Origin of the sequence: Pseudomonas sp. E45-MNA-CIBAN-0222 (genome assembly GCF_040310405.1) — a bacterium.
In the GTDB taxonomy this organism is placed as follows: domain Bacteria; phylum Pseudomonadota; class Gammaproteobacteria; order Pseudomonadales; family Pseudomonadaceae; genus Stutzerimonas; species Stutzerimonas stutzeri_AC.
This window is the reverse complement of the sequence record NZ_JBEOPU010000007.1, coordinates 228,180-250,619: the sequence shown is the minus strand read 5'-3', so window position 1 is coordinate 250,619 and position 22,440 is coordinate 228,180. Positions and strand designations below refer to the sequence as shown.

20 protein-coding genes are annotated in these 22,440 nt (G+C 60.5%); 7 read left to right on the top strand and 13 right to left on the bottom strand.

Annotated features, from left to right (window positions below):
* Positions 1–93: 93 nt before the first annotated feature.
* The 5 genes from purL to AAEZ08_RS13060 all read right to left on the bottom strand — a co-directional run bounded on the left by purL (position 94) and on the right by AAEZ08_RS13060 (position 8,294).
* The gene (gene purL, locus AAEZ08_RS13080) at positions 94–3,990 is read right to left on the bottom strand and encodes a phosphoribosylformylglycinamidine synthase (RefSeq protein ID WP_500124434.1); all 3,897 of its coding nucleotides are present in this window, start codon (positions 3,988–3,990) and stop codon (positions 94–96) included.
* Between the two features lie 125 nt (positions 3,991–4,115).
* Positions 4,116–4,883: an amino acid ABC transporter ATP-binding protein gene (locus AAEZ08_RS13075; protein WP_003285942.1), complete on the bottom strand. Its 768-nt coding sequence runs from the start codon at positions 4,881–4,883 to the stop codon at positions 4,116–4,118.
* A 9-nt stretch (positions 4,884–4,892) separates the two neighbouring features.
* The gene (locus AAEZ08_RS13070) at positions 4,893–5,990 is read right to left on the bottom strand and encodes an amino acid ABC transporter permease (protein WP_003285940.1); all 1,098 of its coding nucleotides are present in this window, start codon (positions 5,988–5,990) and stop codon (positions 4,893–4,895) included.
* A 4-nt stretch (positions 5,991–5,994) separates the two neighbouring features.
* Positions 5,995–7,179, bottom strand: a complete 1,185-nt coding sequence (locus AAEZ08_RS13065) for an amino acid ABC transporter permease (RefSeq protein WP_003285939.1) — start codon at positions 7,177–7,179, stop codon at positions 5,995–5,997.
* Positions 7,180–7,265: 86 nt separating this feature from the next.
* Positions 7,266–8,294 carry an amino acid ABC transporter substrate-binding protein gene (locus tag AAEZ08_RS13060; protein ID WP_036992256.1) on the bottom strand — a complete coding sequence of 343 codons (1,029 nt, stop codon included), beginning with the start codon at positions 8,292–8,294 and terminating at the stop codon, positions 7,266–7,268.
* A gap of 344 nt (positions 8,295–8,638) precedes the next feature.
* Between AAEZ08_RS13060 and AAEZ08_RS13055 the strand changes: the two genes are divergently transcribed.
* From AAEZ08_RS13055 to AAEZ08_RS13045, 3 genes are all read left to right on the top strand, one after another.
* Entirely contained in the window at positions 8,639–9,295 is a 657-nt protein-coding gene (locus tag AAEZ08_RS13055; RefSeq protein ID WP_482695636.1) for an alpha/beta hydrolase, read from the top strand.
* A gap of 292 nt (positions 9,296–9,587) precedes the next feature.
* A complete protein-coding gene (rhlB, locus tag AAEZ08_RS13050; RefSeq protein ID WP_003285936.1) occupies positions 9,588–11,024 on the top strand; it encodes an ATP-dependent RNA helicase RhlB in 1,437 nt (478 codons plus the stop codon).
* Between the two features lie 136 nt (positions 11,025–11,160).
* A complete protein-coding gene (locus AAEZ08_RS13045; protein WP_003285935.1) occupies positions 11,161–11,325 on the top strand; it encodes a hypothetical protein in 165 nt (54 codons plus the stop codon).
* 4 nt (positions 11,326–11,329) lie between these two features.
* Here the strand turns inward: AAEZ08_RS13045 and moaE are convergent, their stop codons facing one another.
* The 5 genes from moaE to dmeF form a co-directional block, all read right to left on the bottom strand.
* Positions 11,330–11,788: a molybdopterin synthase catalytic subunit MoaE gene (gene moaE, locus AAEZ08_RS13040; RefSeq protein ID WP_003285934.1), complete on the bottom strand. Its 459-nt coding sequence runs from the start codon at positions 11,786–11,788 to the stop codon at positions 11,330–11,332.
* A 2-nt stretch (positions 11,789–11,790) separates the two neighbouring features.
* The gene (locus tag AAEZ08_RS13035) at positions 11,791–12,039 is read right to left on the bottom strand and encodes a MoaD/ThiS family protein (RefSeq protein WP_003285933.1); all 249 of its coding nucleotides are present in this window, start codon (positions 12,037–12,039) and stop codon (positions 11,791–11,793) included.
* A complete protein-coding gene (moaC, locus tag AAEZ08_RS13030; protein WP_427702774.1) occupies positions 12,036–12,506 on the bottom strand; it encodes a cyclic pyranopterin monophosphate synthase MoaC in 471 nt (156 codons plus the stop codon). Before moaC ends, AAEZ08_RS13035 begins: the two co-directional genes overlap by 4 nt.
* A gap of 99 nt (positions 12,507–12,605) precedes the next feature.
* Positions 12,606–13,994 (bottom strand): PhoH family protein, encoded by a 1,389-nt coding sequence (locus AAEZ08_RS13025; protein WP_102821204.1) that lies wholly within the window; start codon positions 13,992–13,994, stop codon positions 12,606–12,608.
* A gap of 259 nt (positions 13,995–14,253) precedes the next feature.
* Positions 14,254–15,246 carry a CDF family Co(II)/Ni(II) efflux transporter DmeF gene (dmeF, locus tag AAEZ08_RS13020; RefSeq protein WP_427702775.1) on the bottom strand — a complete coding sequence of 331 codons (993 nt, stop codon included), beginning with the start codon at positions 15,244–15,246 and terminating at the stop codon, positions 14,254–14,256.
* A gap of 134 nt (positions 15,247–15,380) precedes the next feature.
* On the opposite strand from dmeF, the gene yaaA reads away from it, so the two are divergent.
* The 3 genes from yaaA (at position 15,381) to AAEZ08_RS13005 (ending at position 18,939) form a co-directional block, all read left to right on the top strand.
* Positions 15,381–16,160: a peroxide stress protein YaaA gene (gene yaaA, locus AAEZ08_RS13015; RefSeq protein ID WP_003285927.1), complete on the top strand. Its 780-nt coding sequence runs from the start codon at positions 15,381–15,383 to the stop codon at positions 16,158–16,160.
* Between the two features lie 794 nt (positions 16,161–16,954).
* Complete coding sequence (locus AAEZ08_RS13010; protein WP_058063937.1) at positions 16,955–18,400, top strand: mannose-1-phosphate guanylyltransferase/mannose-6-phosphate isomerase; 1,446 nt, start codon at positions 16,955–16,957, stop codon at positions 18,398–18,400.
* Between the two features lie 317 nt (positions 18,401–18,717).
* Entirely contained in the window at positions 18,718–18,939 is a 222-nt protein-coding gene (locus AAEZ08_RS13005; RefSeq protein ID WP_036992254.1) for a hypothetical protein, read from the top strand.
* A gap of 86 nt (positions 18,940–19,025) precedes the next feature.
* Here the strand turns inward: AAEZ08_RS13005 and AAEZ08_RS13000 are convergent, their stop codons facing one another.
* The 3 genes from AAEZ08_RS13000 to purU are packed head-to-tail and all read right to left on the bottom strand — an operon-like array spanning position 19,026 to position 21,610.
* A complete protein-coding gene (locus tag AAEZ08_RS13000) occupies positions 19,026–20,501 on the bottom strand; it encodes a helicase HerA-like domain-containing protein (protein ID WP_003285924.1) in 1,476 nt (491 codons plus the stop codon).
* Positions 20,501–20,743 carry a hypothetical protein gene (locus AAEZ08_RS12995; protein WP_500124433.1) on the bottom strand — a complete coding sequence of 81 codons (243 nt, stop codon included), beginning with the start codon at positions 20,741–20,743 and terminating at the stop codon, positions 20,501–20,503. The genes AAEZ08_RS13000 and AAEZ08_RS12995 overlap by 1 nt, the downstream gene beginning before the upstream one ends.
* A gap of 15 nt (positions 20,744–20,758) precedes the next feature.
* Positions 20,759–21,610 (bottom strand): formyltetrahydrofolate deformylase, encoded by an 852-nt coding sequence (gene purU / locus AAEZ08_RS12990; protein WP_500124431.1) that lies wholly within the window; start codon positions 21,608–21,610, stop codon positions 20,759–20,761.
* A 360-nt stretch (positions 21,611–21,970) separates the two neighbouring features.
* On the opposite strand from purU, the gene mvaT reads away from it, so the two are divergent.
* Complete coding sequence (gene mvaT, locus AAEZ08_RS12985) at positions 21,971–22,351, top strand: histone-like nucleoid-structuring protein MvaT (RefSeq protein ID WP_003285920.1); 381 nt, start codon at positions 21,971–21,973, stop codon at positions 22,349–22,351.
* The last annotated feature ends 89 nt before the right edge of the window (positions 22,352–22,440 follow it).

The following is a 22,440-nucleotide window of genomic DNA, read 5'->3' as shown; positions in this document are numbered from 1 at the left end:
CGCTGCCGGTTCATAGACCTTCGTCACAAATGAAAAAGCCCGCCGATGTGTTATCGGCGGGCTTTTTGAGAGCGGCTGGATTGACCCAACCGGTCAGTCGACCCAGACCCGTGCGTTACGGAACATGCGCATCCAGCCACCGTCCTCCTGCCACTCGTCAGGACGCCAGGAGTTGGTCACTGCGCGGAACACTCGCTCAGGGTGCGGCATCATGATGGTCACGCGGCCGTCGCGGCTGCTAAGACCGGTGATACCGCGTGGTGAACCGTTCGGGTTGGCCGGATAGCGCTCGGTGACCTTGCCGTGGCTGTCTACATAGCGCAGCGCAACGGTGCCGGAGAGATCGGCCTGCAGCATGGCCTCTTCGCTTTCGAACTCCGCATGGCCTTCGCCGTGAGCGATGGCGATCGGCAGGCGTGAACCGGCCATGCCCTGCAGGAAGATCGACGGCGAATCCTGAATCTGAACCATCGCCACCCGCGCTTCGAACTGCTCCGAGCGGTTGCGCACGAAGTGCGGCCAGTTCTCGGTGCCCGGAATCAGTTCGTGCAGGTTGCTCATCATCTGGCAACCGTTGCACACGCCCAGAGCGAAGCTGTCCCTGCGCTCGAAGAAAGCCTGGAAGCCATCCCGTGCACGCGCGTTGAACAGAATCGACTTGGCCCAGCCTTCACCGGCGCCGAGCACGTCGCCGTAGGAGAAGCCACCGCAGGCGACCAGGCCCTTGAACTCCTCAAGGCTGACACGACCGGAAAGGATGTCACTCATATGCACGTCGACCGCGGCGAAACCGGCACGGTCGAACGCCGCCGCCATCTCTACCTGGCCGTTGACGCCTTGCTCGCGCAGCACCGCAATCTGCGGACGAATGCCACGCTTGATGTAGGGCGCAGCGATGTCTTCGTTCACGTCGAAGCTCAGCTTGGCGCTAAGGCCTGGGCTGTCCTCTTCGAGCAGCGCGTCGAACTCCTGATCGGCACACTCGGCGTTATCGCGCAGACGCTGGATCTGGTAACTGGTTTCCGCCCACTGCCGATGCAGCAGGCGGCGCTCACCGGCGAAGACTTCGCTCTCGCCGTGCTTGATCGACACATGGCCATTGTTGACCGGTTGACCAATGACAGCGACGCAGTCACCCAGACCGGCTGCACTGAACTGCGCCAGCACGATTTCGGTATCGCCCTGACGCACCTGGATCACCGCACCGAGCTCTTCGTTGAAGAGCATGGGTGCTACATCTGCGGCGCTTTCCAGCAGACCGTCGAGATTGAGGTTCAGGCCGCAGTGACCGGCAAACGCCATTTCCAGCACGGTGGTCAGCAGGCCACCGTCGGAACGGTCATGGTAGGCAAGCAACAGACCGTCGGCATTCAGTCCCTGAACCACAGCGAAGAACGCCTGCAGGTCTTCGGCATCATCGACGTCAGGTGCCTGACGACCAAGCTGCCCGTACACCTGCGCGAGGATCGAAGCGCCCATGCGGTTCTGCCCGCGCCCCAGATCGATCAGAATCAGGTCCGTAGCACCCTTGTCCAGGCGCAACTGCGGGGTCAGGGTCTGGCGGATATCAGTGACCGGGGCAAAGCCGGAAACGATCAGCGACATCGGCGAGGTCACGCTTTTCTCGGCGCCCTCCTCGCTCCAGCGGGTCTTCATCGACATCGAGTCCTTGCCCACTGGAATGGTCAGGCCCAGCTGCGGGCACAGCTCCATGCCGACGGCGCGAACGGTGTCGTACAACCGTGCGTCTTCGCCCGGATGGCCGGCGGCGGCCATCCAGTTGGCGGACAATTTGATGTCGGAGATCTTCTCGATGCGCGCCGCTGCCAGGTTGGTCAGCGTTTCGCCAATGGCCATGCGGCCTGACGCCGGCGCGTTCAGCAATGCCAGCGGCGTGCGCTCGCCCATTGCCATGGCTTCGCCAGTGTAAACATCGTAGCTGGTAGCCGTGACGGCGCAGTCAGCGACCGGCACCTGCCAAGGGCCGACCATCTGATCGCGAGCGACCTGGCCGGTGATGCTGCGGTCACCGATGGTGATGAGGAAGCTCTTGCTGGCGACCGCAGGGTGGCGCAGCACCCGTGTGACCGCCTCGCTCAGATCAACCGTAGCCGCATCGAAGTCATCGCCCAGTTCCGCTTCGCGGCTGGCGCTGCGATGCATGCGCGGCGGCTTGCCGAGCAGCACTTCGAGCGGCATATCCACCGGGGTGTTGCCGAAATGGCTGTCGGTGACGGTCAGTTGTGGCTCTTCGGTCGCCTCGCCGACGACGGCGAACGGGCAGCGCTCTCGTTCGCAGATGGCCTGGAAACGCTCGAAATCGACGGCGCTGACGGCCAGTACGTAGCGCTCCTGGGACTCGTTGCTCCAGATCTCGTGCGGGGCCATGCCCGGCTCGTCGTTGGGCACGTTGCGCAGTTCGAAGCGGCCACCGCGGCCGCCATCGTTGACCAGCTCCGGGAAGGCGTTGGAGATGCCACCGGCGCCGACGTCATGGATGAAGGCGATGGGGTTCTGGTCGCCCAGCTGCCAGCAACGGTCGATGACCTCCTGACAACGGCGTTCCATTTCCGGGTTCTCACGCTGCACCGAGGCGAAATCCAGATCGGCAGAGCTGGCACCGGTCGCGACCGAGGAAGCGGCGCCTCCGCCCAGGCCGATCAGCATGGCCGGGCCGCCGAGCACGATCAGCTTGGCGCCAACGGTAATCTCGGCTTTCTGTACGTGATCTTCACGGATGTTGCCCATGCCACCGGCGAGCATGATCGGCTTGTGATAACCACGCACCTCGTCGCCGCGCGGCGTGTTGATCGACTGCTCGAATGTACGGAAGTAACCGGTCAGCGCCGGGCGGCCGAACTCGTTGTTGAACGCGGCGCCGCCCAGCGGGCCTTCGATCATGATGTCCAGCGGCGTGACGATGCGTTCCGGCTTGCCATAGGCCTGTTCCCACGGCTGTTCGAAGCCGGGAATGTTCAGGTTGGAGACGGTGAAGCCAGTCAGACCTGCCTTGGGCTTGGCTCCGCGGCCGGTGGCGCCCTCGTCGCGAATTTCGCCACCGGAACCGGTGGAAGCACCGGAGAACGGCGAGATGGCGGTCGGGTGGTTGTGGGTTTCCACCTTCATCAGGATGTGCACCGGCTCCTGCACCGCGCCGTACTGGCGGGTTTCAGGATTGGGGAAGAAACGCCCTGCGGTGTGGCCAACGATGACCGACGCGTTGTCCTTGTAAGCGGACAGCACGTTCTCGCTGTGCATCTGGTAGGTGTTCTTGATCATGCCGAACAGCGACTTGTCCTGGCTTTCGCCGTCGATGTCCCAGCTGGCATTGAAGATCTTGTGGCGGCAATGCTCGGAATTGGCCTGCGCGAACATCATTAGCTCGATGTCGTGCGGGTTGCGCTTGAGGCCCTGGAAGGCGCTGACCAGATAATCGATTTCGTCTTCGGCCAGGGCCAGGCCCAGTTCGATATTGGCCTTTTCCAGCGCGGCGCGGCCGCCACCGAGGATATCTACTGCAGTCAGCGGCTTAGGCTCGGCATGGCTGAACAGGTTGGTGGCTTCTTCGAAGCGATCGAGCACCAGTTGCGTCATGCGGTCGTGCAGTGCCGCGGCAATCAGCTGTGTATCGCTATCGGAAAACTCGCCCTGCACGTAATAGGCGATGCCCCGCTCCAGCCGCTGGATCTTCTCCAGGCCGCAGTTGTGGGCGATATCGCTCGCCTTGCTCGACCACGGCGAGATGGTGCCGAAGCGCGGCACCACAAGAAACAGCTGACCGGCAGGTTCCTGCACCGGCACGCTGGGGCCGTACTTCAGCAGGCGGGTCAGTACGTTCTGCTCATCCGCGCCAAGCGTGCCGGAAACCTCGGCGAAATGGGCGAACTCGGCATACAGCCCGCTGACGGCGGGGACCTTATCGGTCAGTTGTGCCAGGAGCTTGCCATGACGGAAGGCGGAAAGAGCGGGAGCGCCGCGCAGGATCAACATCGTCGGAACAGCCTCGGAGGGGGGAGCAGTCGGGGCGCGTATTCTAGCCCATGACGGCGGCCGAGGCTAAGGCTGAACACAGCCAGGCGCCGCGTGTTCCGACGGCGCGCCCCGCCTGGCTCGGATCAGTGCAGGATCTGGCTGAGAAACAGCTTAGTCCTGTCATTGACCGGACTGGTGAAGAACACCTCTGGCTCGGCCTGTTCGACTATCTCACCCTTGTCCATGAAGATCACCCGGTCCGCCACGGTGCGGGCGAAGCCCATCTCATGGGTCACGCAGAGCATAGTCATGCCGCTTTCAGCGAGGCTGACCATGGTATCCAGCACCTCCTTGACCATTTCCGGATCGAGCGCCGAGGTCGGCTCATCGAACAGCATGATCTTCGGCTTCATGCACAGCGCGCGAGCGATCGCCACGCGCTGCTGCTGGCCTCCGGAGAGCTGGCCGGGAAATTTGTTGGCCTGCTCCGGGATGCGCACGCGCTCCAGATAATGCATGGCGATTTCCTCGGCCTGCCGGCGTGGCAGCTTGCGCACCCACATTGGCGCCAGAGTGCAGTTCTGCAACACGGTCAGGTGTGGGAACAGGTTGAAGTGCTGAAAGACCATGCCGACTTCGCTGCGGATCGCCTCGATCTGTTTGAGGTCGCTGGTTAGCTCCACGCCATTGATGACGATGCGCCCCTGCTGGTGCTCTTCCAGGCGATTGAGGCAGCGGATGGTGGTGGACTTGCCGGATCCGGACGGACCACATAGCACGATGCGCTCGCCCTGGCGCACAGAGAGATTGATGTCCTTGAGCACATGGAACTGACCGAACCATTTGTGCACGCCCTGCATGCGGATGACCGGCTCGCTGCTCTGCTCGGCCTGTGCGTTTGAATCACTCATATATCACTCCTAATGCTTGTGGCCAGTGTCCAGCTTGCGCTCCAGGCGCATCGAATAGCGGGACATGCCGAAACAGAACATCCAGTACACCAGCGCGGCGAACACGTAGCCCTCGGTGGACATGCCCAGCCATGCCGGGTCCGAGGTGGCGCGCTTGATGCTGTTGAGGAAGTCGAACAGGCCGATGATGATCACCAGACTGGTGTCCTTGAACAGGGCAATGAAGGTGTTGACGATGCCCGGTATCACCAGCTTCAGCGCCTGCGGCAGGATCACCAGCAGCGTGCTGCGCCAGTAGCCAAGGCCCATGGCCGCCGCGGCCTCGTACTGCCCCTTGGGGATCGCCTGCAGGCCGCCGCGCACCACCTCGGCGATATAGGCGGCCTCGAAGAACACCACCATCAGCATCGCCCGCAGCAGCTTGTCGAGGCTCATGCCTTCGGGCAGGAACAGCGGCAGCATGACCGAGGACATGAACAGCACGGTGATCAACGGCACGCCGCGCCAGAACTCGATGAAGGTTACGCAGAGCACGCGAATAGCCGGCATATCCGAGCGCCGTCCCAATGCCAGCAGAATGCCCAGTGGCAACGCACCGGCAATGCCCACTGCAGCGATCACTACCGTTAGCATGAGCCCGCCCCACTGGCTGGTCGGCACCGTCTGCAGGCCGAGGAAGCCACCATGCAGCAGCCAGTAGGCCAGCAGCGGGTAAACCAGCAGATAGCCCAGCCCGTAGCGCAACTTGTGTGGCATCTGCCGCAGGAACAGCGGTGCCGCACCGATGATAGCCAGCCAGGCTGCCGCATCGACACGCCAGCGCAGCTCCGTGGGATAGAAGCCGTACATGAACTGACCAAAGCGGGTCTGAATGAACACCCAGCAGGCACCTTCGCGACTGCAATCGGCGCGGGTGTCGCCGGTCCAGTCCGCCTTGAAGATGGCCCACTCAAGTACCGGCGGCACGATCAGCCAGACGAGGTACAGCCCCACGAGGGTCAGCAGGGTGTTGATCCAGCTGGAGAACAGATTGGCCCGTAGCCAGCCGAGCGCACCGATGCTGATCGTCGGTGGTGGCAGGTCGGGCTTGAAGGTATGAATAGTCATGCGCTCACCGCTCGATCAGCGCAATGCGCTTGTTGTACCAGTTCATCAGCAGCGAAATGCTGATGCTGATGGCCAGATAGACGCTCATGGTGATGGCCATGGTTTCGATGGCCTGCCCGGTCTGGTTGAGCACCGTACCGGCGAACAACGACACCATGTCCGGATAGCCGATGGCCGCCGCCAGGGACGAGTTCTTCGCCAGATTGAGGTACTGGCTGGTCAGCGGCGGCACGATTACTCGCAACGCTTGTGGCACGATCACCAGCCGCAATACCTGGCCCGGCCGCAAGCCAAGAGATGCCGCCGCTTCGTTCTGGCCATGGCTGACCGCCTGAATGCCCGAACGCACCGTCTCGCCGATGAACGCCGCGGTGTACACCGACAACGCCACCACAATCGACACCAGCTCGGGTATCACGACCCACCCACCACGGATATTGAAGCGCTGTAGCTCGGGTACCTCCCAAGTGAAAGGGGCGCCCGCAATGAATGTCCCCAGCCACGGAATCGCCAGGAAAAGCCCCAGGCTGGTCCAGAACACCGGAAACATTTTCCCGGTGGCATGCCGCCGCGCGCGCGCCCAACGATTGAGCAGGACCACCGCAACCAGCGCGACCAGCAGTGCCAGCCAGAACGCCCAGAAGCCATCCGCAGCGCTGGGTGCCGGCATCTGCACGCCGCGGTTGTTGATAAATACCGCATCCCACAAGCTCAGGCTGTTACGTGGCCCAGGCAACGGGCTGATCACTGCGAAGTAGACGAAGAAGATCAGCAGCAACGGCGGGACGTTGCGGAAGATCTCTATATAGAGCGTTGCCAACTGGCGCATCAGCCAGTTGCTTGAGAGTCGCCCCACTCCGAGGACGAAACCCATGACCGTGGCCAGGATTATCCCTATGACGCTGACCAGCAGGGTATTGAGCAATCCGACCCAGAAGACACGACCATAGGTGTCGCTCTCTCTGTAATCGATCAGGTGCTGTGAGATACCGAAGCCGGCGGCGTTGTTCAGGAAGCCGAACCCGGAGGTGATACCGCGATGGGAAAGATTGGTCTGCGTGTTATGAAACAGGTACCAGCCGAACGCTACCACCGCCAAAACCGCTAATACCTGGAACACCCAAGCGCGTATTTGTGGATCGGTGAGCAACGAACGTCGCGGCACAGTGCCTTTGGCGATCGAACGCATTGAAAGTCCTCATGCCGCACGGCTGGCCCTTTCGGGCCGGCCGTGCTCATCCATGAACATGGCCGGCACCAGGCCGGCCAGCGGGCTCAGCGCACCGGCGGTGCGTATTGCAGGCCACCGTTGTTCCACAAGGCATTGAGGCCGCGCTCGATCTTCAGCTCGCTGCCAGCCCCTACGTTGCGATCGAAGATCTCACCATAATTGCCCACTTGCTTGACGATCTGAACCGCCCAGTCTTTCGGCAATTTGAGATCCTTGCCGTACTCACCTTCCGCGCCGAGCAGACGTGCCACATCGGGGTTCTTGGTGCTTTTGGCGGTCTCTTCGACATTGGCAGCGGTCACGCCAAGCTCTTCGGCATTCACCATGGCGAACAGCGTCCAGCGCACGATATCGAACCACTCCTCATCACCCTGGCGGACTGCTGGGCCAAGCGGCTCCTTGGAGATCACCTCGGGCAACACGACATACTGATCGGGATTGGCCAGCTTGATACGCTGGGCATAGAGCTGTGACTGGTCAGAGGTCAGCACGTCGCAGCGACCGGACTCCAGCGACTTGGCGCTTTCGTCAGACGTGTCGTAGGTAATGGGGGTGTATTTCAGGCTGTTGGCGCGGAAATAGTCGGAAAGGTTCAGCTCGGTGGTGGTTCCAGCCTGGATGCACACTGTGGCGCCATCCAGCTCCTTGGCGCTGCTGACGCCGAGCTCCTTGTTCACCAGAAAACCTTGCCCATCGTAGTAGGTCACGCCGGTAAAGTTCAGCCCCATGGCTGCGTCACGCGAGCTGGTCCAAGTGGTGTTGCGCGAGAGCACATCGACTTCGCCCGACTGCAGCGCAGTGAAACGCTCCTTGGCGGTCAGCGGGCTGTACTTGACCTTACTGGCATCGCCGAACACTGCTGCAGCGACTGCGCGACAGACATCGACATCAATACCCAGATACTGCCCTTTGGCATCGGCGTAAGAAAAGCCCGGAAGGCCGTCACTGATGCCGCACTGCACGAATCCTTTCTTCTGCACCGCATCGAGGGTCGCCCCTGCCTGCGCCAGCCCGCTGACGCCCAGCAACGACGCTGCACCCAGCGCAGCCAGTGTGGATTTCACCCTAATCATCGAAACCTCCAGTTTGCTTTCTTATTCTCGGGTTCCGGCCATACGTCCCTCGACGCCCCTATCGGACAACAGCGAGGCGACGGCAGCCTGACCTGAGTCTAGTCGCCCTTGGATGATCGGCAACGTTGTTTGATTTCATCGCCGCGCCCCGTATTTAAAGGCCGCTTGCGGCCAGGGCGGGCAGGACGAAGCAAGCCGCGTACCAGCTCTTTGCGTGGTGTGAACAAGAGGCTCTCGCACCGGTTCTATCGCCGCGCAGGACCGGGTAACCTCGCGTTACTTCCTCGCCGGCAGCACCTGACTGCCCCAAGACGAGGCGACCTGCCCCCAACTGGAGCCGATCCATGAGCGAACCGTTGATACTCGAACCCACTGAAGTAGCTGATGCCTGCGTAATCTGGCTACATGGCCTGGGCGCTGATCGCTATGACTTTCTGCCGGTGGCCGAGGCGTTGCAGCAACGCCTGCACAGCACGCGCTTCGTTCTACCCCAGGCACCGACGCGTCCAGTAACCATCAACGGCGGCTGGAGCATGCCGAGCTGGTACGACATCCTTGCCATGAGCCCCGCTCGGGCTATCAACCACGAGGAACTTGAAGCCTCAGCTCAGCAGATCATCACGCTGATCGAAGCGCAGCGCGATGCGGGCATCGACCCGGCGCGCATTGTCCTGGCCGGCTTTTCCCAAGGTGGCGCGGTTGTCCTGCATACCGCCTTTCTACGCTGGAGAGGGCCGCTGGGGGGCATCGTTGCCCTTTCGACCTACGCGCCAACTTTCACCGAGTCACCGGCATTTTCCGCAGAAGCGCTGCACTACCCGGTGCTATGCCTGCATGGCAGTCGCGACGATGTGGTGCCTTCGGCTATGGGCCGCGCCGCGTATCAATGCCTGCACGATGCAGGCATCAAAGTAACCTGGCGCGACTATCCGATGGGGCACGAGGTGCTGCCCGAGGAGATCCGCGACATTGGCGAATGGCTCGCTGCACGTCTCGCCTGATATACAAAGCGTGCGCTCAGACTAAGGCGCACTTCGCTGCAGGGACGCGTCGTTGATAGAGGGTTGCATCAATCCGATCAGCTCGCTCCCCTGCAGGAATGGCCAAGGCCAGACTGATCAGCACGCTCGATACGCTGAAAGGCCGATAGCCATCGACGCTCTACCGTCAAAGACCACGCTGGCAACAGCGCGCTGGTCGAAAGACAGGCCATCCTGAGCGCGAGACTTCGCCACGAATGCGTCTTGCATTACACTGGCGCGCGACACTTTCCTAATAAATGACGAGAAGACCGTGCTCAAAGCACTCAAGAAAATCTTTGGCAAGGCCCCGGATGTGCGGGCCGGCGTAGCCGACAGCACCCCGGCTGCCGGCAACGAGGCGCAGCAGCACAGCGCGCCCTCCCAGCAGTCAGTCGAAACAACCGACACTTCATCCAAGCAGCTGGCCCCGGAGCGTAGTGCGGAAAAACCGCGACGTCAGCGCAGCAGCAAACCAGCCAAGCCAGCCGCCCCTGCATGGAAGCTGGAAGATTTCGCCGTCGAAGCCGTCGAAGGCAAAACCCGCTTCCACGACTTCAAGCTCGCGCCTGAGCTGATGCATGCGATTCACGATCTGGGATTCCCTTACTGCACACCGATCCAGGCCCAGGTGCTCGGCTACACCCTCGCCGGAAGAGACGCCATTGGCCGCGCCCAGACCGGCACCGGCAAGACGGCCGCCTTCCTTATTTCCACCATAACGCAGCTGCTCGATACACCGCCGCCGAAAGATCGCTACATGGGCGAGCCGCGCGCGCTGATCATCGCGCCGACCCGTGAGCTCGTGGTGCAGATTGCCAATGACGCGCTGGACCTGACCAAGTACACCAACCTGAACGTGATGAGCTTCGTTGGCGGCATGGATTTCGACAAGCAGCTCAAGCTGCTGGAATCGAAGTTCTGCGACATCCTGGTTGCCACGCCCGGTCGCCTGCTGGACTTCAACCAGCGTGGCGAGGTGCATCTGGACATGGTCGAGGTGATGGTGCTGGACGAGGCCGACCGCATGCTCGACATGGGCTTCATCCCACAGGTTCGCCAGATCATCCGGCAGACACCACCCAAGAGCGAGCGCCAGACCCTGCTGTTCTCCGCCACGTTCACCGATGACGTAATGAACCTGGCGCAGCAATGGACGACCAACCCGGCCGTGGTCGAGATCGAGCCGGAGAACGTCGCCAGCGACACCGTCGAACAGCACGTATTCGCCGTGGCCGGCAGTGACAAGTACAAGCTGCTGTACAACCTGATCACCCAGAATGACTGGACGCGGGTGATGGTCTTCGCCAACCGCAAGGACGAGGTACGGCGAATCGAAGAGCGCCTGACCCGCGACGGCATCAGCGCCGCGCAGATGTCCGGCGACGTGCCGCAGCACAAACGCATCCGAACACTGGAAGGCTTCCGTGAAGGCAAGATACGCGTGCTCGTGGCGACCGATGTCGCTGGTCGCGGCATTCATGTCGATGGCATCAGTCACGTGATCAACTTCACCCTGCCTGAGGATCCGGATGACTACGTGCACCGCATCGGACGAACCGGTCGTGCCGGCTCCAGCGGAACCTCGATCAGCTTCGCTGGCGAAGACGACTCCTTTGCCCTGCCGCCCATCGAAGCGTTGATCGGCCGCAAGATTCAGTGCGAGATGCCCTCGGCAGAACTGCTCGCCCCTGTTCCCCACTCTCGCTGAATCAGCCAGACGCGGTATCGGTTACCGCGTCCTCCTCCTGCAATGCCTACCCTGACTTGGCGATGACCTGAGTCAAGCCTCAGTCATTACGCAGCGGCTAGAGTTGTACACAGCACCGAACGCAAGGAGATAACCGATGGACAGCATTCACTGGCTTCTGACGCTCATCGTCATCGGCTTCATCCTGCTATGCGTAGGCTTCGCTTACCGGGACACGCAGTGGGGCGTGGGCTTGCTGGGGCTTGGAGTGCTCGCCATGTTTTCGACCCTAGCCTTCAAGATGTACATCACCTTTTACTGAAAGCTCAGCCCTTCTCGCTCCAGCGTTCGGCCGCAACCTGATCGCTGGCGCGACCTTCCACCCAGCGCGGCCCGGAGGACGTAGTTTCCTTTTTCCAGAATGGGGCCCGCGTCTTCAGATAATCCATTACGAAGCGACAGGCATCGAAGGCGGCATCGCGATGGGCGCTCGCCGCACCAACGAAAACGATTGGCTCGCCTGGCGCCAACGCGCCAACGCGGTGCAGTACATCAAGCCGCAATAGGGGCCAGCGCTGCTCCGCCTCGCTGATGATCTTTTCCAGCGCCTTTTCGGTCATCCCCGGCGCATGCTCGAGGAACATCCCGGCCACATCCTGGCCGTCATTGAAATCCCTTACGTACCCGACGAACCCGGCGACCCCACCAATCCCCAGGTTGGCCGCATGCAGCGCATTGAGTTCGGCACCGGGGTCGAACGCTGCCGTCTGTACACGAACCGCCATGCTCAGCCTCCGGTCACGGTGGGAAAGAAAGCGACTTCATCGCCATCGGTGATTGGCTCGTCGAGACCGCAGAGTTCCTGATTGCGGGCACACATCAGATTCTGCTCGGCAAGCACCTCCCAGACACCGCCCCGCGCAAGCAGCTGCCGGCGCAGGTCGTCCACGCAGGCAAGCGAGGCATCCCATTGCAGACGCTCGCCATCACTGCCAAGGGCTTCGCGATAGCGGGCAAAGAACTGGACCGTAATCATGCCTGCACCTGCCAGTGACCGCTCTTGCCGCCGAGTTTTTCCAGCAGGCGCACGCCTTCGATGACCATGCCGCGATCCACCGCCTTGCACATGTCGTAGATCGTCAGCGCAGCGACGCTGGCAGCGGTCAAGGCTTCCATCTCGACACCGGTCTGTCCGGCCAGCTTGCAGGCGGCGCGAATCAGCACGCAGTCTTCGCCATCCGCCTGCAGCTCGACCTTGATACTGGTGAGCAGTAGTGGATGGCACAGCGGAATCAGTTCGTAGGTCTTCTTCGCCGCCTGGATGCCGGCGATGCGCGCCACGGCGAAGACGTCGCCCTTGGGATGGCCACCCTGCTGGATCATCTGCAGAGTGTCCGGCAGCATGCGGACGCGGGCCTCGGCCACCGCTTCACGGGCGGTCACGGCCTTGTCGGTGACGTCGACCATGCTGGCCCGGCCTTGGGAATCGAGATGGGTGAGCATTCGGCGCTCCTGATCGGAAAATCACGAGTCTACCGCAGCCGCCGACGATGAACCCGCCCCCGTAAGAGGTACTACCGGGCATCGTCGCGCGCTTCTCCGCTACATGTGCGCTTCGGCGTATTCGGCCAGCACCGAACGCGGCACCCCCTGCAGGGTGATGTGAACACCGTGGGAAAAGTCCTTGAAGCGCTCGGTCAGGTAGGTAAGCCCCGAACTGGTCGCCGACAGATATGGCGTGTCGATCTGCGCCAGGTTACCCAGACAGACCACCTTCGAGCCGTTGCCCGCACGGGTGATGATGGTTTTCATCTGGTGTGGCGTGAGGTTCTGGCATTCGTCGATCAGGATCAGGCTCTGCTGGAAGCTGCGACCGCGGATGTAGTTCAGCGATTTGAACTGCAGCGGCACCTTTTGCAGGATGTAGTCGATGCTGCCGTGGGTGTTCTCGTCCTCCATGTGCAGTGCTTCGAGGTTATCGGTAATCGCGCCCAGCCATGGCTCCATCTTCTCGGCCTCGGTGCCGGGCAGAAAGCCGATATCCTCGTCCAGCCCCTGGACGCTGCGGGTGGCGATGATGCGCCGGTAGCGCTTGCTGACCACGGTCTGCTCGATGGCGGCAGCCAGCGCGAGAATGGTCTTGCCCGAACCGGCCGCGCCGGACAGGTTGACCAGATGGATGTCCGGATCGAGCAAGGCGAACAGCGCCAATGCCTGATGGATGTCCCGCGGGCGCAAGCCCCAGGCTTCCTGATGCAGCAGCGGCTCCTGATGGAGGTCAAGCAGCAGTAGCTCATCGGCCTTGATGCCCTTGATCCAGCCGACAAAGCCCTGTTCGTCGATGATGAACTCGTTGATGTGTACCGCGGGCAGGTTATCGGTCAGCTGTACGCGGTGCCAGGTGCGCCCATGGCCCTGATGGGTCTCGACCTTGCTTACGCGATCCCAAAACGAGCCGCTGACGCTGTGATAGCCAGGAGAAAGCTGGCCGACGTCATCGACTAGCTGATCGGTATGGTAATCCTCCGCCGCTACGCCACAGGCACGCGCCTTCAGGCGCATGTTGATGTCCTTGGTGACCAGCACTACAGGCACGCCGGGACGCTGTTTGCTCAGCTCGACCACCTGGTTGATGATCTTGTTGTCATTCAGATCTTCCGGTAATGCGTTTGGCTCGCCACGCTTGCTCATGAGAATCGACAGGCTGCCGGACGGCCCACTCTTGCCACGCTGGATCGGCACGCCGAGTTCGACCTCTTCCGGCGTTGCATCACCGAGCAGCTTGTCGATCAGACGAATCGCCTGACGGCACTCGGCTGCCACGCTGTGCTTGCCGGCCTTGAGTTGATCGAGCTCTTCCAGCACGGTCATCGGGATGGCGACCTGATGTTCCTGGAAGTTCAGCAAAGCGTTGGGATCGTGGATCAGTACATTCGTGTCGAGGACGTAGAGCGTGGGCTGGGTCGCGCGAGATCTGCCGTAGTCATCCATACCGATCACCTTCTTCTGGGGCCAGAAACGAAGAGCCGAAAGCGCTTCGCTGCACAGTGACCGCCATGCGATTCAGGTGAGCGGACGAGGGAAGCCGGTGGATTCGGGGCTGCCCAGGAGCCGCCACCTGTGTCGCAGGGTTCGGCGGTCTGAACTCGGTAATACCGTAAAAGTTATGACAGACAAAAGTCTTTTCCGTTGAACTCGACTTTTTTTTATCAATCGACCAAACGGCCTTGGCGCGTGGGTTTCGGCCGCGCTATTGTCGATGATCAAGGTGCGCGCTTTCGTCGCAGCGATTCACTTCCACGGTGACGTGCACCAACTGTGGAAAGTCGTGCAGCACAGTCTTGTAGTGGTCGGCGGTGTGCGCCTGATGCGTCACCAGGCTCAGGATGCAGCTGTATTGCGCACGCCCTACCCGCCACAGATGCAGATCGGTGACTTCGGTATCCGGCACCTCCTGCAGCGCCTCCCGAACCCTGTGCACCAGCGGATCATCCATCTCCCGATCGAGCAGTGCCTTGGCGGTATCCCGTAGCAGGCCGCGCGCCCAGACAAGGATAACCAGCGCACCGACGATACCCATCACCGGGTCCAACCAGCTCCAGCCGAAGAACTTGCCGCCCAGCAGCGCGATGATCGCAGCCACCGACGTCAGCGCATCGGTCAGCACATGGATGAAGGCGGCGTGCCGATTCAGGTCCTTGCCACCCGAAGCGCGCTCATGCGAATGGTCATGCCCGTGGTCACCGTGGTCGTGGTCGTGGTCGTGGTCGTGGTCGTGGTCGTGGTCATGCTGATCCCGAAGCAACCAGGCGGACAGCAGATTCACCAGCAAGCCGATCACCGCGACCATCAACGCCGCATCGAAACCGATCGCGACCGGCGACCAGAGCCGCGACAGCGATTCGCCGATCATGAACAGCGCCACGACGACCAGCAGCAAGGCGCTGGTGAAACCGGCCAGGACCTCGATCTTCCAGGTTCCGAACGCAAAACGCTGGTCCGTCGCATAGCGCCGAGCCAGCAGATACGCCAGCGCCGCCAGGCCGATGGCGACCATGTGCGAGGCCATATGCCAACCGTCCGCAAGTAAGGCCATGGAGTTGAACCAGTATCCGGCGACGATTTCCACCACCATGGTCAAGCCGGTCAGAATAACCACCGCCCAGGTCTGACGCTCGGAGCTGCGCTCCAGCGGACGGTAGTCGTGGGGCGGTTGCCATTGCGCATGATTGCAGCCAGACATACGAACTCCTTGGTTGACGCCTTCTAGCTTTTGCCTTGCCACGCAGGGAAGGTCAACCGTTGCCTATGGCGGCTATAGCTGGAGCCGCTCCGCTCGTACCCCTACAATCGCGCCATCAGACAGGAGACCCGTACATGCTGATGGTGATTTCCCCCGCCAAGACGCTCGACTACGAAACACCCCCGATAACCGAACGCTTCACCCAGCCTCAATACCTGGAGCACTCGCAGCTGCTGATCGACCAGTTGCGCGATTACTCACCAGCGCAGATCAGCGAACTCATGCACCTTTCCGACAAGCTGGCCGCCTTGAACGTCGCGCGCTACGGCAGCTGGTCGGCTGACTTCACGCCGGAGAATGCCAAACAGGCCCTGCTCGCCTTCAAGGGCGATGTCTACACCGGACTGAGCGTCGAGGATTTCACCGAGAGCGACCTGCTGTTCGCACAGGAGCATCTGCGCATGCTGTCGGGGCTCTACGGCCTGTTACGGCCGCTGGACCTGATGCAGCCGTATCGGCTGGAAATGGGCACCAAACTGACCAATCCGCGCGGCAAGGATCTCTACGCGTTCTGGGGCGAGCGCATCAGTGGCTGGTTGAACGAGGCGCTCGCCGAGCAGGGTGACGATGTTTTGCTGAACCTGGCCTCCAACGAGTACTTCAGCGCGGTCAAACGCAAGGCGTTGAACGCACGGGTCATCAATGTCGACTTCAAGGACATGAAGAACGGCCAGTACAAGATCATCTCGTTCTACGCCAAGAAAGCTCGGGGGCTCATGGCCCGCTGGGTGATCAAGGAGCGTATTGGCGACCCCAACCAGCTGTCCGGGTTCGATTACGAGGGGTATCGATACAGTCCCGCTGATTCATCCGCCGATCGCCTGGTATTCCTGCGCGATGCGGCCGACGAGTAAGGCGAAACCAGCGGCGGAGCCACTACGGTTCCGCCCGTCCCGAACCAGTGAAACGAACGCCGACGTCCAGCGTGGCGCACTCGGCCTGTCTTAGCGCACCTCTTGTTCTGTCCCCAGCCAATCGCAAAGAGCAGCGTCCAGGCTGCTGATGAACCCGTGATTCCGTTCAAAAAAACTCACCGATCAACGGTAGTTGGCTCGGGAACTATCCAGCACGGGTGGCAATCATAAGCGCGTACCGACAATTCCAGGTGGAAAGGGACGTCGCACATGAACGTGCATTGGGTTACTAGTCTTGCAAACCGCTACGCCCCCAGCCGCGACGCGGCTCCGGCGATAGCGCAACCTCCGGCAGCAAAGCTGCTGAACATACGGCCACCGGCCGAGGCGTCGACCATTGCCAGCACGGCATTGGCTGCGACATATGCCGAGCAAGGCACGAACAGAGGGTTACGGCCATGCAAACGCAATGCCCCCATCCAAATCCGAAAAACAGCGGATTCACAGCTCTGCTCGCGACGATGGTGCTCATTACCTCGCCATCGGTCAGCCATCACGTCCTGCGCAGTTCGCCCTGACTGGCACCTCGCATGAGACATAGTCGGCCTGGCGGCCATAGACGATCTATCTAAACAGCAGATTTCCGATCCTGAGGCATTGCCTTGGAATACAGCGAGGCTCGTTCCGGCCATCCGGGGGCTTGCGCTAAAGAACACGAAACCCCAGGCGCTGCCATGAGGCTGGCGTCACCGGACAAGTAGAACGACCTTCGAAACGTTTTCAGGAGAAGCAATATGATCCCGGTTATTCTTTCAGGTGGTAGCGGCTCCCGACTGTGGCCCCTTTCCCGCAAGTCGTTCCCCAAGCAATTCCTCGCGCTAACAGGCGAACAAACGCTATTTCAACAGACCGTTGAGCGCCTGGCCTTTGAAGGCATGCAGCAGCCCCTGCTGGTGTGCAACAAAGATCACCGCTTCATCGTCAAGGAGCAGCTCGCTGCTCGTAAACTCGGCGTACAAGGTTTGCTGCTTGAGCCCTTTGGCCGCAACACCGCTCCGGCTATCGGCATTGCAGCGATGAAGCTGGTAGAGGAAGGCCGCGACGAACTGCTGCTGGTCCTGCCGGCAGACCACGTGATCGAAGACCAGAAGGCATTCCAGCGCTCGCTGGCGCTGGCAACCAATGCTGCCGAGAATGGCGAGATGGTGCTTTTCGGCATTCCGCCGACTCGCCCGGAAACCGGTTTTGGCTATATCAAAGGTAGCCAGGATGCTAACGACGGCCTGCCAGAGGGCATCAAGCGTGTCGCTCAGTTTGTCGAAAAGCCTGATGAAGCGCGCGCCCAGAGCTATCTGGAGTCGGGTGACTACTTCTGGAACAGCGGCATGTTCCTGTTCCGCGCCAGCGTGTTCCTGGACGAGCTGAAGAAGCATGACCCGGACATCTACGACACCTGCACGCTGGCGCTCGAGCGCAGCGTGAAGCACGGCGACGAAGTATTGATCGATCCGGCCACCTTTGCCTGCTGCCCGGACAACTCGATCGACTACGCAGTGATGGAAAAAACGCAACTGGCGTGCGTGGTCCCCATGTCTGCCGGTTGGAACGATGTCGGCTCGTGGTCCTCGATCTGGGATGTGCACCAGAAAGACGAGAATGGCAACGTCCTCAAAGGCGATGTGATTGCCGAGGATTCGCGTAACTGCCTGGTTCACGGCAACGGCAAGCTGGTCACGGTACTGGGCTTGGACAACATCGTGGTAGTGGAGACCAAGGACGCCATGATGGTCGCCCACAAGGACAAGGTGCAGGACGTCAAGAAGCTGGTCAGCAAGCTCGACGCCCAAGACCGCAGCGAAACCAAGAACCACTGCGCCGTCTACCGCCCGTGGGGCTGGTACGACTCGGTGGACATGGGTGGCCGCTTCCAGGTCAAGCGCATCTGCGTGAACCCCGGCGCCAGCCTTTCTCTGCAGATGCACCACCACCGTGCCGAGCATTGGATCGTTGTTTCCGGTACCGCTCAGGTCACCTGTAACGACAAGACTTTCCTGTTGACCGAGAACCAGTCGACTTACATTCCGATCACCTCGGTACACCGCCTCGCCAACCCGGGAAAGATTCCACTGGAGATCATCGAAGTCCAGTCCGGTAGCTATCTGGGCGAAGACGACATCGAACGCTTCGATGACGTTTATGGACGCGCCGAGCAGAGCAGTGAAGCAAAAGTTGCCCGCTGATCCCTGCTGGTAGAAAAGAAAAACCCGCTTCGGCGGGTTTTTCTTTTACGAATTCTGGCTCTATACACTCCATCGCGGGCATACTCCCCTCATAGCAAAAACACAGCGCCGTACTTTGCTGCCTCTGTATGCCTCGCTTTTTTGAACTACTACTCGAATCTGTCGCTTGCCTGTAGTTACTTAAACCTTTTCTATTGCCCTTGGGTCTCATAGACATAAGCTCGCACCCCCGCACCGGAAAATTACGGTTACAACGAGGCTGCATCTTTTCCGTTTCAGATGCGTCTTAATTGAAATTTAAACAATAGGATCCTTACGTGACGAAAGAAGAACTGCGCGCCGAACTTGAGCGCCAGGCCCAGCGCTTTACCAATGTTTACGGCGGTGAAATTACGACTTACGCTGCTGAACGCGAACCTGAGCGCAAGCCATGGCGAAAAAAACCCACTGTTCTTGATCAGGTTTTTCAGCAAGAGCTGCAGAAGCTTGAACAGGAAAAACGTTCTGGCCACGAGAGTAATGTGGCAGAACAGGCGTAATTCGGATTTCAGGCATGTCGAAAACAGCCTTCAGAGCAGCCTATACGCTGACTGGCGATAGCAGCCTTGGACCCGAAGCCGAAATATTAGCGCTTACCGCCCAACAAAGAGCCTAATAAGCCTCTTGCCAACTGTCGCCCCAGTTGACTGGCGGCCTGACTCAATGCGCTTTTGACTACTCGCCCAGCTAGATCGCCTATATCGCTTTCAGAATTGCTCTTACCTCGCCGAGGCTTTTCGGCTTTACCACTGAGTGGCTCAGGGGCCTGCATAGCGCGAGCACTCAACATCTCATAAGCCGATTCACGATCAAAAACCTTGTCGTAACGACTGCGCAGACCAGACTGAGCGACAAGCCCCGCACGCTCCGCCTCGCTCAGCGGCCCAACACGCGACTGGGGCGGCGCAATCGCCACCCGCTGCACCATCGCCGGCGTGCCCTTTTCTTCCAGCCCACCAACCAGCGCCTCGCCGATCCCCAGCTGAGTGAGCACCTCCAGCGTCACCAAGTCTGGGTTGGCGCGAAAACCATCGGCCACCGAGCGCAGTGCTTTTTGCTCTTTGACGGTATAAGCCCGCAAGCCATGCTGAATACGCAAGCCAAGTTGCGCCAGCACCTGATCAGGCAGGTCGGCAGGGGACTGGGTAACGAAATAGACGCCCACCCCCTTCGAACGAATCAGCCGCACTACTTGCACCAACCGCTCCTGAAGCGCCTTTGGGGTATCACCAAACAACAGGTGCGCCTCATCGAAGAACAGTGCCAGCATCGGCTTGTCGGCATCGCCGCGCTCCGGCAGCTGCTCGAACAATTCGGCGAGAAGCCACAGCAGAAACGTTGCATAGACTTTCGGTGCTTCGTGCACCAGCACGCTGGCATCGAGTAAGTGGATAACGCCTCGTCCATCCGGCGCCGGGCGCAGCAAATCCTCGAGCTGCAATGCTGGCTCACCGAACAACGCCTCGACACCCTGTTGCTCGAGTGTCGCTAGCCGTCTGAGCAAGGCCTGTGACGAGGCTGCCGTGAACAGCGCACTATCCTCGCCCAGCACCTGAGGCTCAGCTTTGAGGTGCGCGAGCAACGCCTTGAGATCCTTCAAGTCGAGCAATAGCAGACCTTCGCGATCCGCTACCTTGAACGCGGCGTACAACGCCGCCTGCTGGCTGTCGGTCAGTTGCAGCAGATTGCCCAACAATAGCGGGCCCATCTCGCTCAAAGTGGTGCGCAAAGGGAGCCCGCTTCGACCATGCACGTCCCACAGCGTAACCGGATATGCCTGTGGCTGATGATCCAGCCAGGGCATGCTGGCGATCCGCTCGGCGATCTTGCCTTGCGGAACGCCGGCTGCGCCCAGGCCGCTGAGATCCCCCTTGATGTCAGCGGCGAACACCGCAACCCCGGCGTCACTGAACTGCTCAGCCAGGCGCTGCAACGTCACTGTCTTGCCAGTGCCGGTTGCTCCTGCGATCAAGCCGTGCCTATTGGCCAGACGTAAGGACTGACCGTTCGGCTCGCCCGAGGCATCTGCACCCAGTATCAGACGATCAATCACTGCCTTCATCAACCCGCCTCCGTGCCGTGTTCGCCCGGCCCGAATGGACCGTTCTCCCTCGCCGCCACTGACCTGGCCTGTGCCGCATCCCGACCGGCCTCCTCGCTCTGCAAGCGAACCCAGAGCGCCGCAGCCTCAGCGAAGTCGGCGCCCTGCTCGGACGACAGCGCTTCGGGGTCGTATCGCTGCGTACAGCCACTACCGATGATGGGTGGTGCCTTGGCTACGGCTCGCTCGAGGGGGTCGGTCACGGTGACTCCGGGCTGTCAGTTGAATACCATGGTCTTGTTGCTGTGTACCAGAACGCGGTCTTCCAAGTGATAGCGCAGACCGCGAGAAAGCACCATCTTCTCCACATCCTTGCCTAGCCGAACCATGTCCTCGATGCTGTCGCGATGGCTGACGCGCACCACGTCCTGCTCGATAATTGGGCCGGCGTCGAGCTCCTCGGTGACATAGTGACAGGTGGCGCCGATCAGCTTCACGCCGCGCAGCGAGGCCTGGTGATACGGCTTGGCACCAACGAAGGACGGCAGAAAGCTGTGATGGATATTGATCACGCGCTGAGCGAACTCTTCGCATAGCTCCGAGGGCAAAATCTGCATATAGCGGGCCAGCACAATAACGTCGGCACGCTGTTCGTGCACAAGGCGAGTCACCTCGGCGAAGGCCTCCTGCTTGTTGGCAGGATCGACCGGCACGTGTACGTAGGGAATGCCATGCCACTCGACCATGCTACGCAGGTCATTGTGGTTGGAGATCACGCACGGAATATCGCAATCCAGCTCCCCACTGTGCCAGCGGTGCAACAGGTCAGCCAGGCAATGGGACTCGCGACTTGCCATCAGCACCACGCGCTTGCGCTGCTCCGAATCGGTAATGCGCCACTCCATTGAGAACTCTCGAGCAATCGGCGCAAATGCTTGGCGGAATCCGTCGAGATCGAAGGGCAGCGAGTCCGCACGAATCTCATGGCGCATGAAGAACCAGCCGCTCTGATGGTCGGAGTGGTGGTTGGCTTCAGTGATCCAGCCATTGTAGGTGGCGAGGAAGTTACTGACCTTGGCAACAATGCCAACGCCATCGGGACAGGCAATAACCAGCCTGAAAGTGCGCATTAACGGTACTCCGACTCAAAGGAAAACGCGGCATTCTAGCTCAGCCGGCAAAACCACGGCCATCACGATAAACGCTGAAGCACCTCAGCCAATTACCAGAAATCCAGACAGACCGCCTGGCTGTCGCCCCGCGGCGCATGCATGTAAACAAACACATAAAATCTATCGAAAAAACCTGTCCAATAAATCAAGGATCACGGGTGTTTTAAGCTTGTGCAGTTCAGGTATTAGCTACTCGCCGCTTCAGGAAATATCCATTCAAATAGTAGCCCCGCTTTTTTACGCCTCCATATTTACTTGCGCATTACGCAGGACTATGATTGCTGCCACTTGCGTTCAAACCTATACCAAGGAAGTCACATGTCACTGATCAATGAGTATCGCGCCACAGAAGAGGCCATCAAGGAACTTCAGGAGCGTCTGAAGTCGCTCTCCGAAGATGACAAACTGAAAAAGGAACTGGAGTTCGAAGGCAAACTGCGCGAACTCATGGGCGAATACCAGAAGTCACTGCGCGACATCATCGCCCTGCTCGATCCGGAAGCCTCGCGTGCCGGCAAGAGCCCGCGCACTGCCAAAGCGCCGACGACCAGCAAGCGCGCTCGCCGCGTCAAGCAGTACAAAAACCCGCACAGCGGCGAAGTGATTGAAACCAAGGGCGGCAACCACAAGACGCTGAAAGAATGGAAAGCCCAGTGGGGCTCTGAAACCGTTGAAAGCTGGGCCACTCTTCTAGGCTAAGCAACGCCGGTTTTATAACCAACGCCGCGTCCCGACATTAACAACCTTGTCGGGACGCGGCGTTTTTTATTGTGGGTCACTCAGCCCAG

What these genes read in the sequence shown, in the direction of transcription:
- moaC (WP_427702774.1), bottom strand. Translation starts at nt 12,506, where the DNA reads ATGCTCACCCATCTCGATTCCCAAGGCCGGGCCAGCATGGTCGACGTC.
- AAEZ08_RS13075 (WP_003285942.1), bottom strand. Translation starts at nt 4,883, where the DNA reads ATGAGTGATTCAAACGCACAGGCCGAGCAGAGCAGCGAGCCGGTCATC.
- moaE (WP_003285934.1), bottom strand. Translation starts at nt 11,788, where the DNA reads ATGGCGGTTCGTGTACAGACGGCAGCGTTCGACCCCGGTGCCGAACTC.
- AAEZ08_RS13070 (WP_003285940.1), bottom strand. Translation starts at nt 5,990, where the DNA reads ATGACTATTCATACCTTCAAGCCCGACCTGCCACCACCGACGATCAGC.
- AAEZ08_RS13065 (WP_003285939.1), bottom strand. Translation starts at nt 7,179, where the DNA reads ATGCGTTCGATCGCCAAAGGCACTGTGCCGCGACGTTCGTTGCTCACC.
- AAEZ08_RS13010 (WP_058063937.1), top strand. Translation starts at nt 16,955, where the DNA reads ATGATCCCGGTTATTCTTTCAGGTGGTAGCGGCTCCCGACTGTGGCCC.
- purL (WP_500124434.1), bottom strand. Translation starts at nt 3,990, where the DNA reads ATGTTGATCCTGCGCGGCGCTCCCGCTCTTTCCGCCTTCCGTCATGGC.
- AAEZ08_RS13060 (WP_036992256.1), bottom strand. Translation starts at nt 8,294, where the DNA reads ATGATTAGGGTGAAATCCACACTGGCTGCGCTGGGTGCAGCGTCGTTG.
- AAEZ08_RS13055 (WP_482695636.1), top strand. Translation starts at nt 8,639, where the DNA reads ATGAGCGAACCGTTGATACTCGAACCCACTGAAGTAGCTGATGCCTGC.
- dmeF (WP_427702775.1), bottom strand. Translation starts at nt 15,246, where the DNA reads ATGTCTGGCTGCAATCATGCGCAATGGCAACCGCCCCACGACTACCGT.
- yaaA (WP_003285927.1), top strand. Translation starts at nt 15,381, where the DNA reads ATGCTGATGGTGATTTCCCCCGCCAAGACGCTCGACTACGAAACACCC.
- mvaT (WP_003285920.1), top strand. Translation starts at nt 21,971, where the DNA reads ATGTCACTGATCAATGAGTATCGCGCCACAGAAGAGGCCATCAAGGAA.
- AAEZ08_RS13000 (WP_003285924.1), bottom strand. Translation starts at nt 20,501, where the DNA reads ATGAAGGCAGTGATTGATCGTCTGATACTGGGTGCAGATGCCTCGGGC.
- purU (WP_500124431.1), bottom strand. Translation starts at nt 21,610, where the DNA reads ATGCGCACTTTCAGGCTGGTTATTGCCTGTCCCGATGGCGTTGGCATT.
- AAEZ08_RS13035 (WP_003285933.1), bottom strand. Translation starts at nt 12,039, where the DNA reads ATGATTACGGTCCAGTTCTTTGCCCGCTATCGCGAAGCCCTTGGCAGT.
- AAEZ08_RS13045 (WP_003285935.1), top strand. Translation starts at nt 11,161, where the DNA reads ATGGACAGCATTCACTGGCTTCTGACGCTCATCGTCATCGGCTTCATC.
- AAEZ08_RS13025 (WP_102821204.1), bottom strand. Translation starts at nt 13,994, where the DNA reads ATGGATGACTACGGCAGATCTCGCGCGACCCAGCCCACGCTCTACGTC.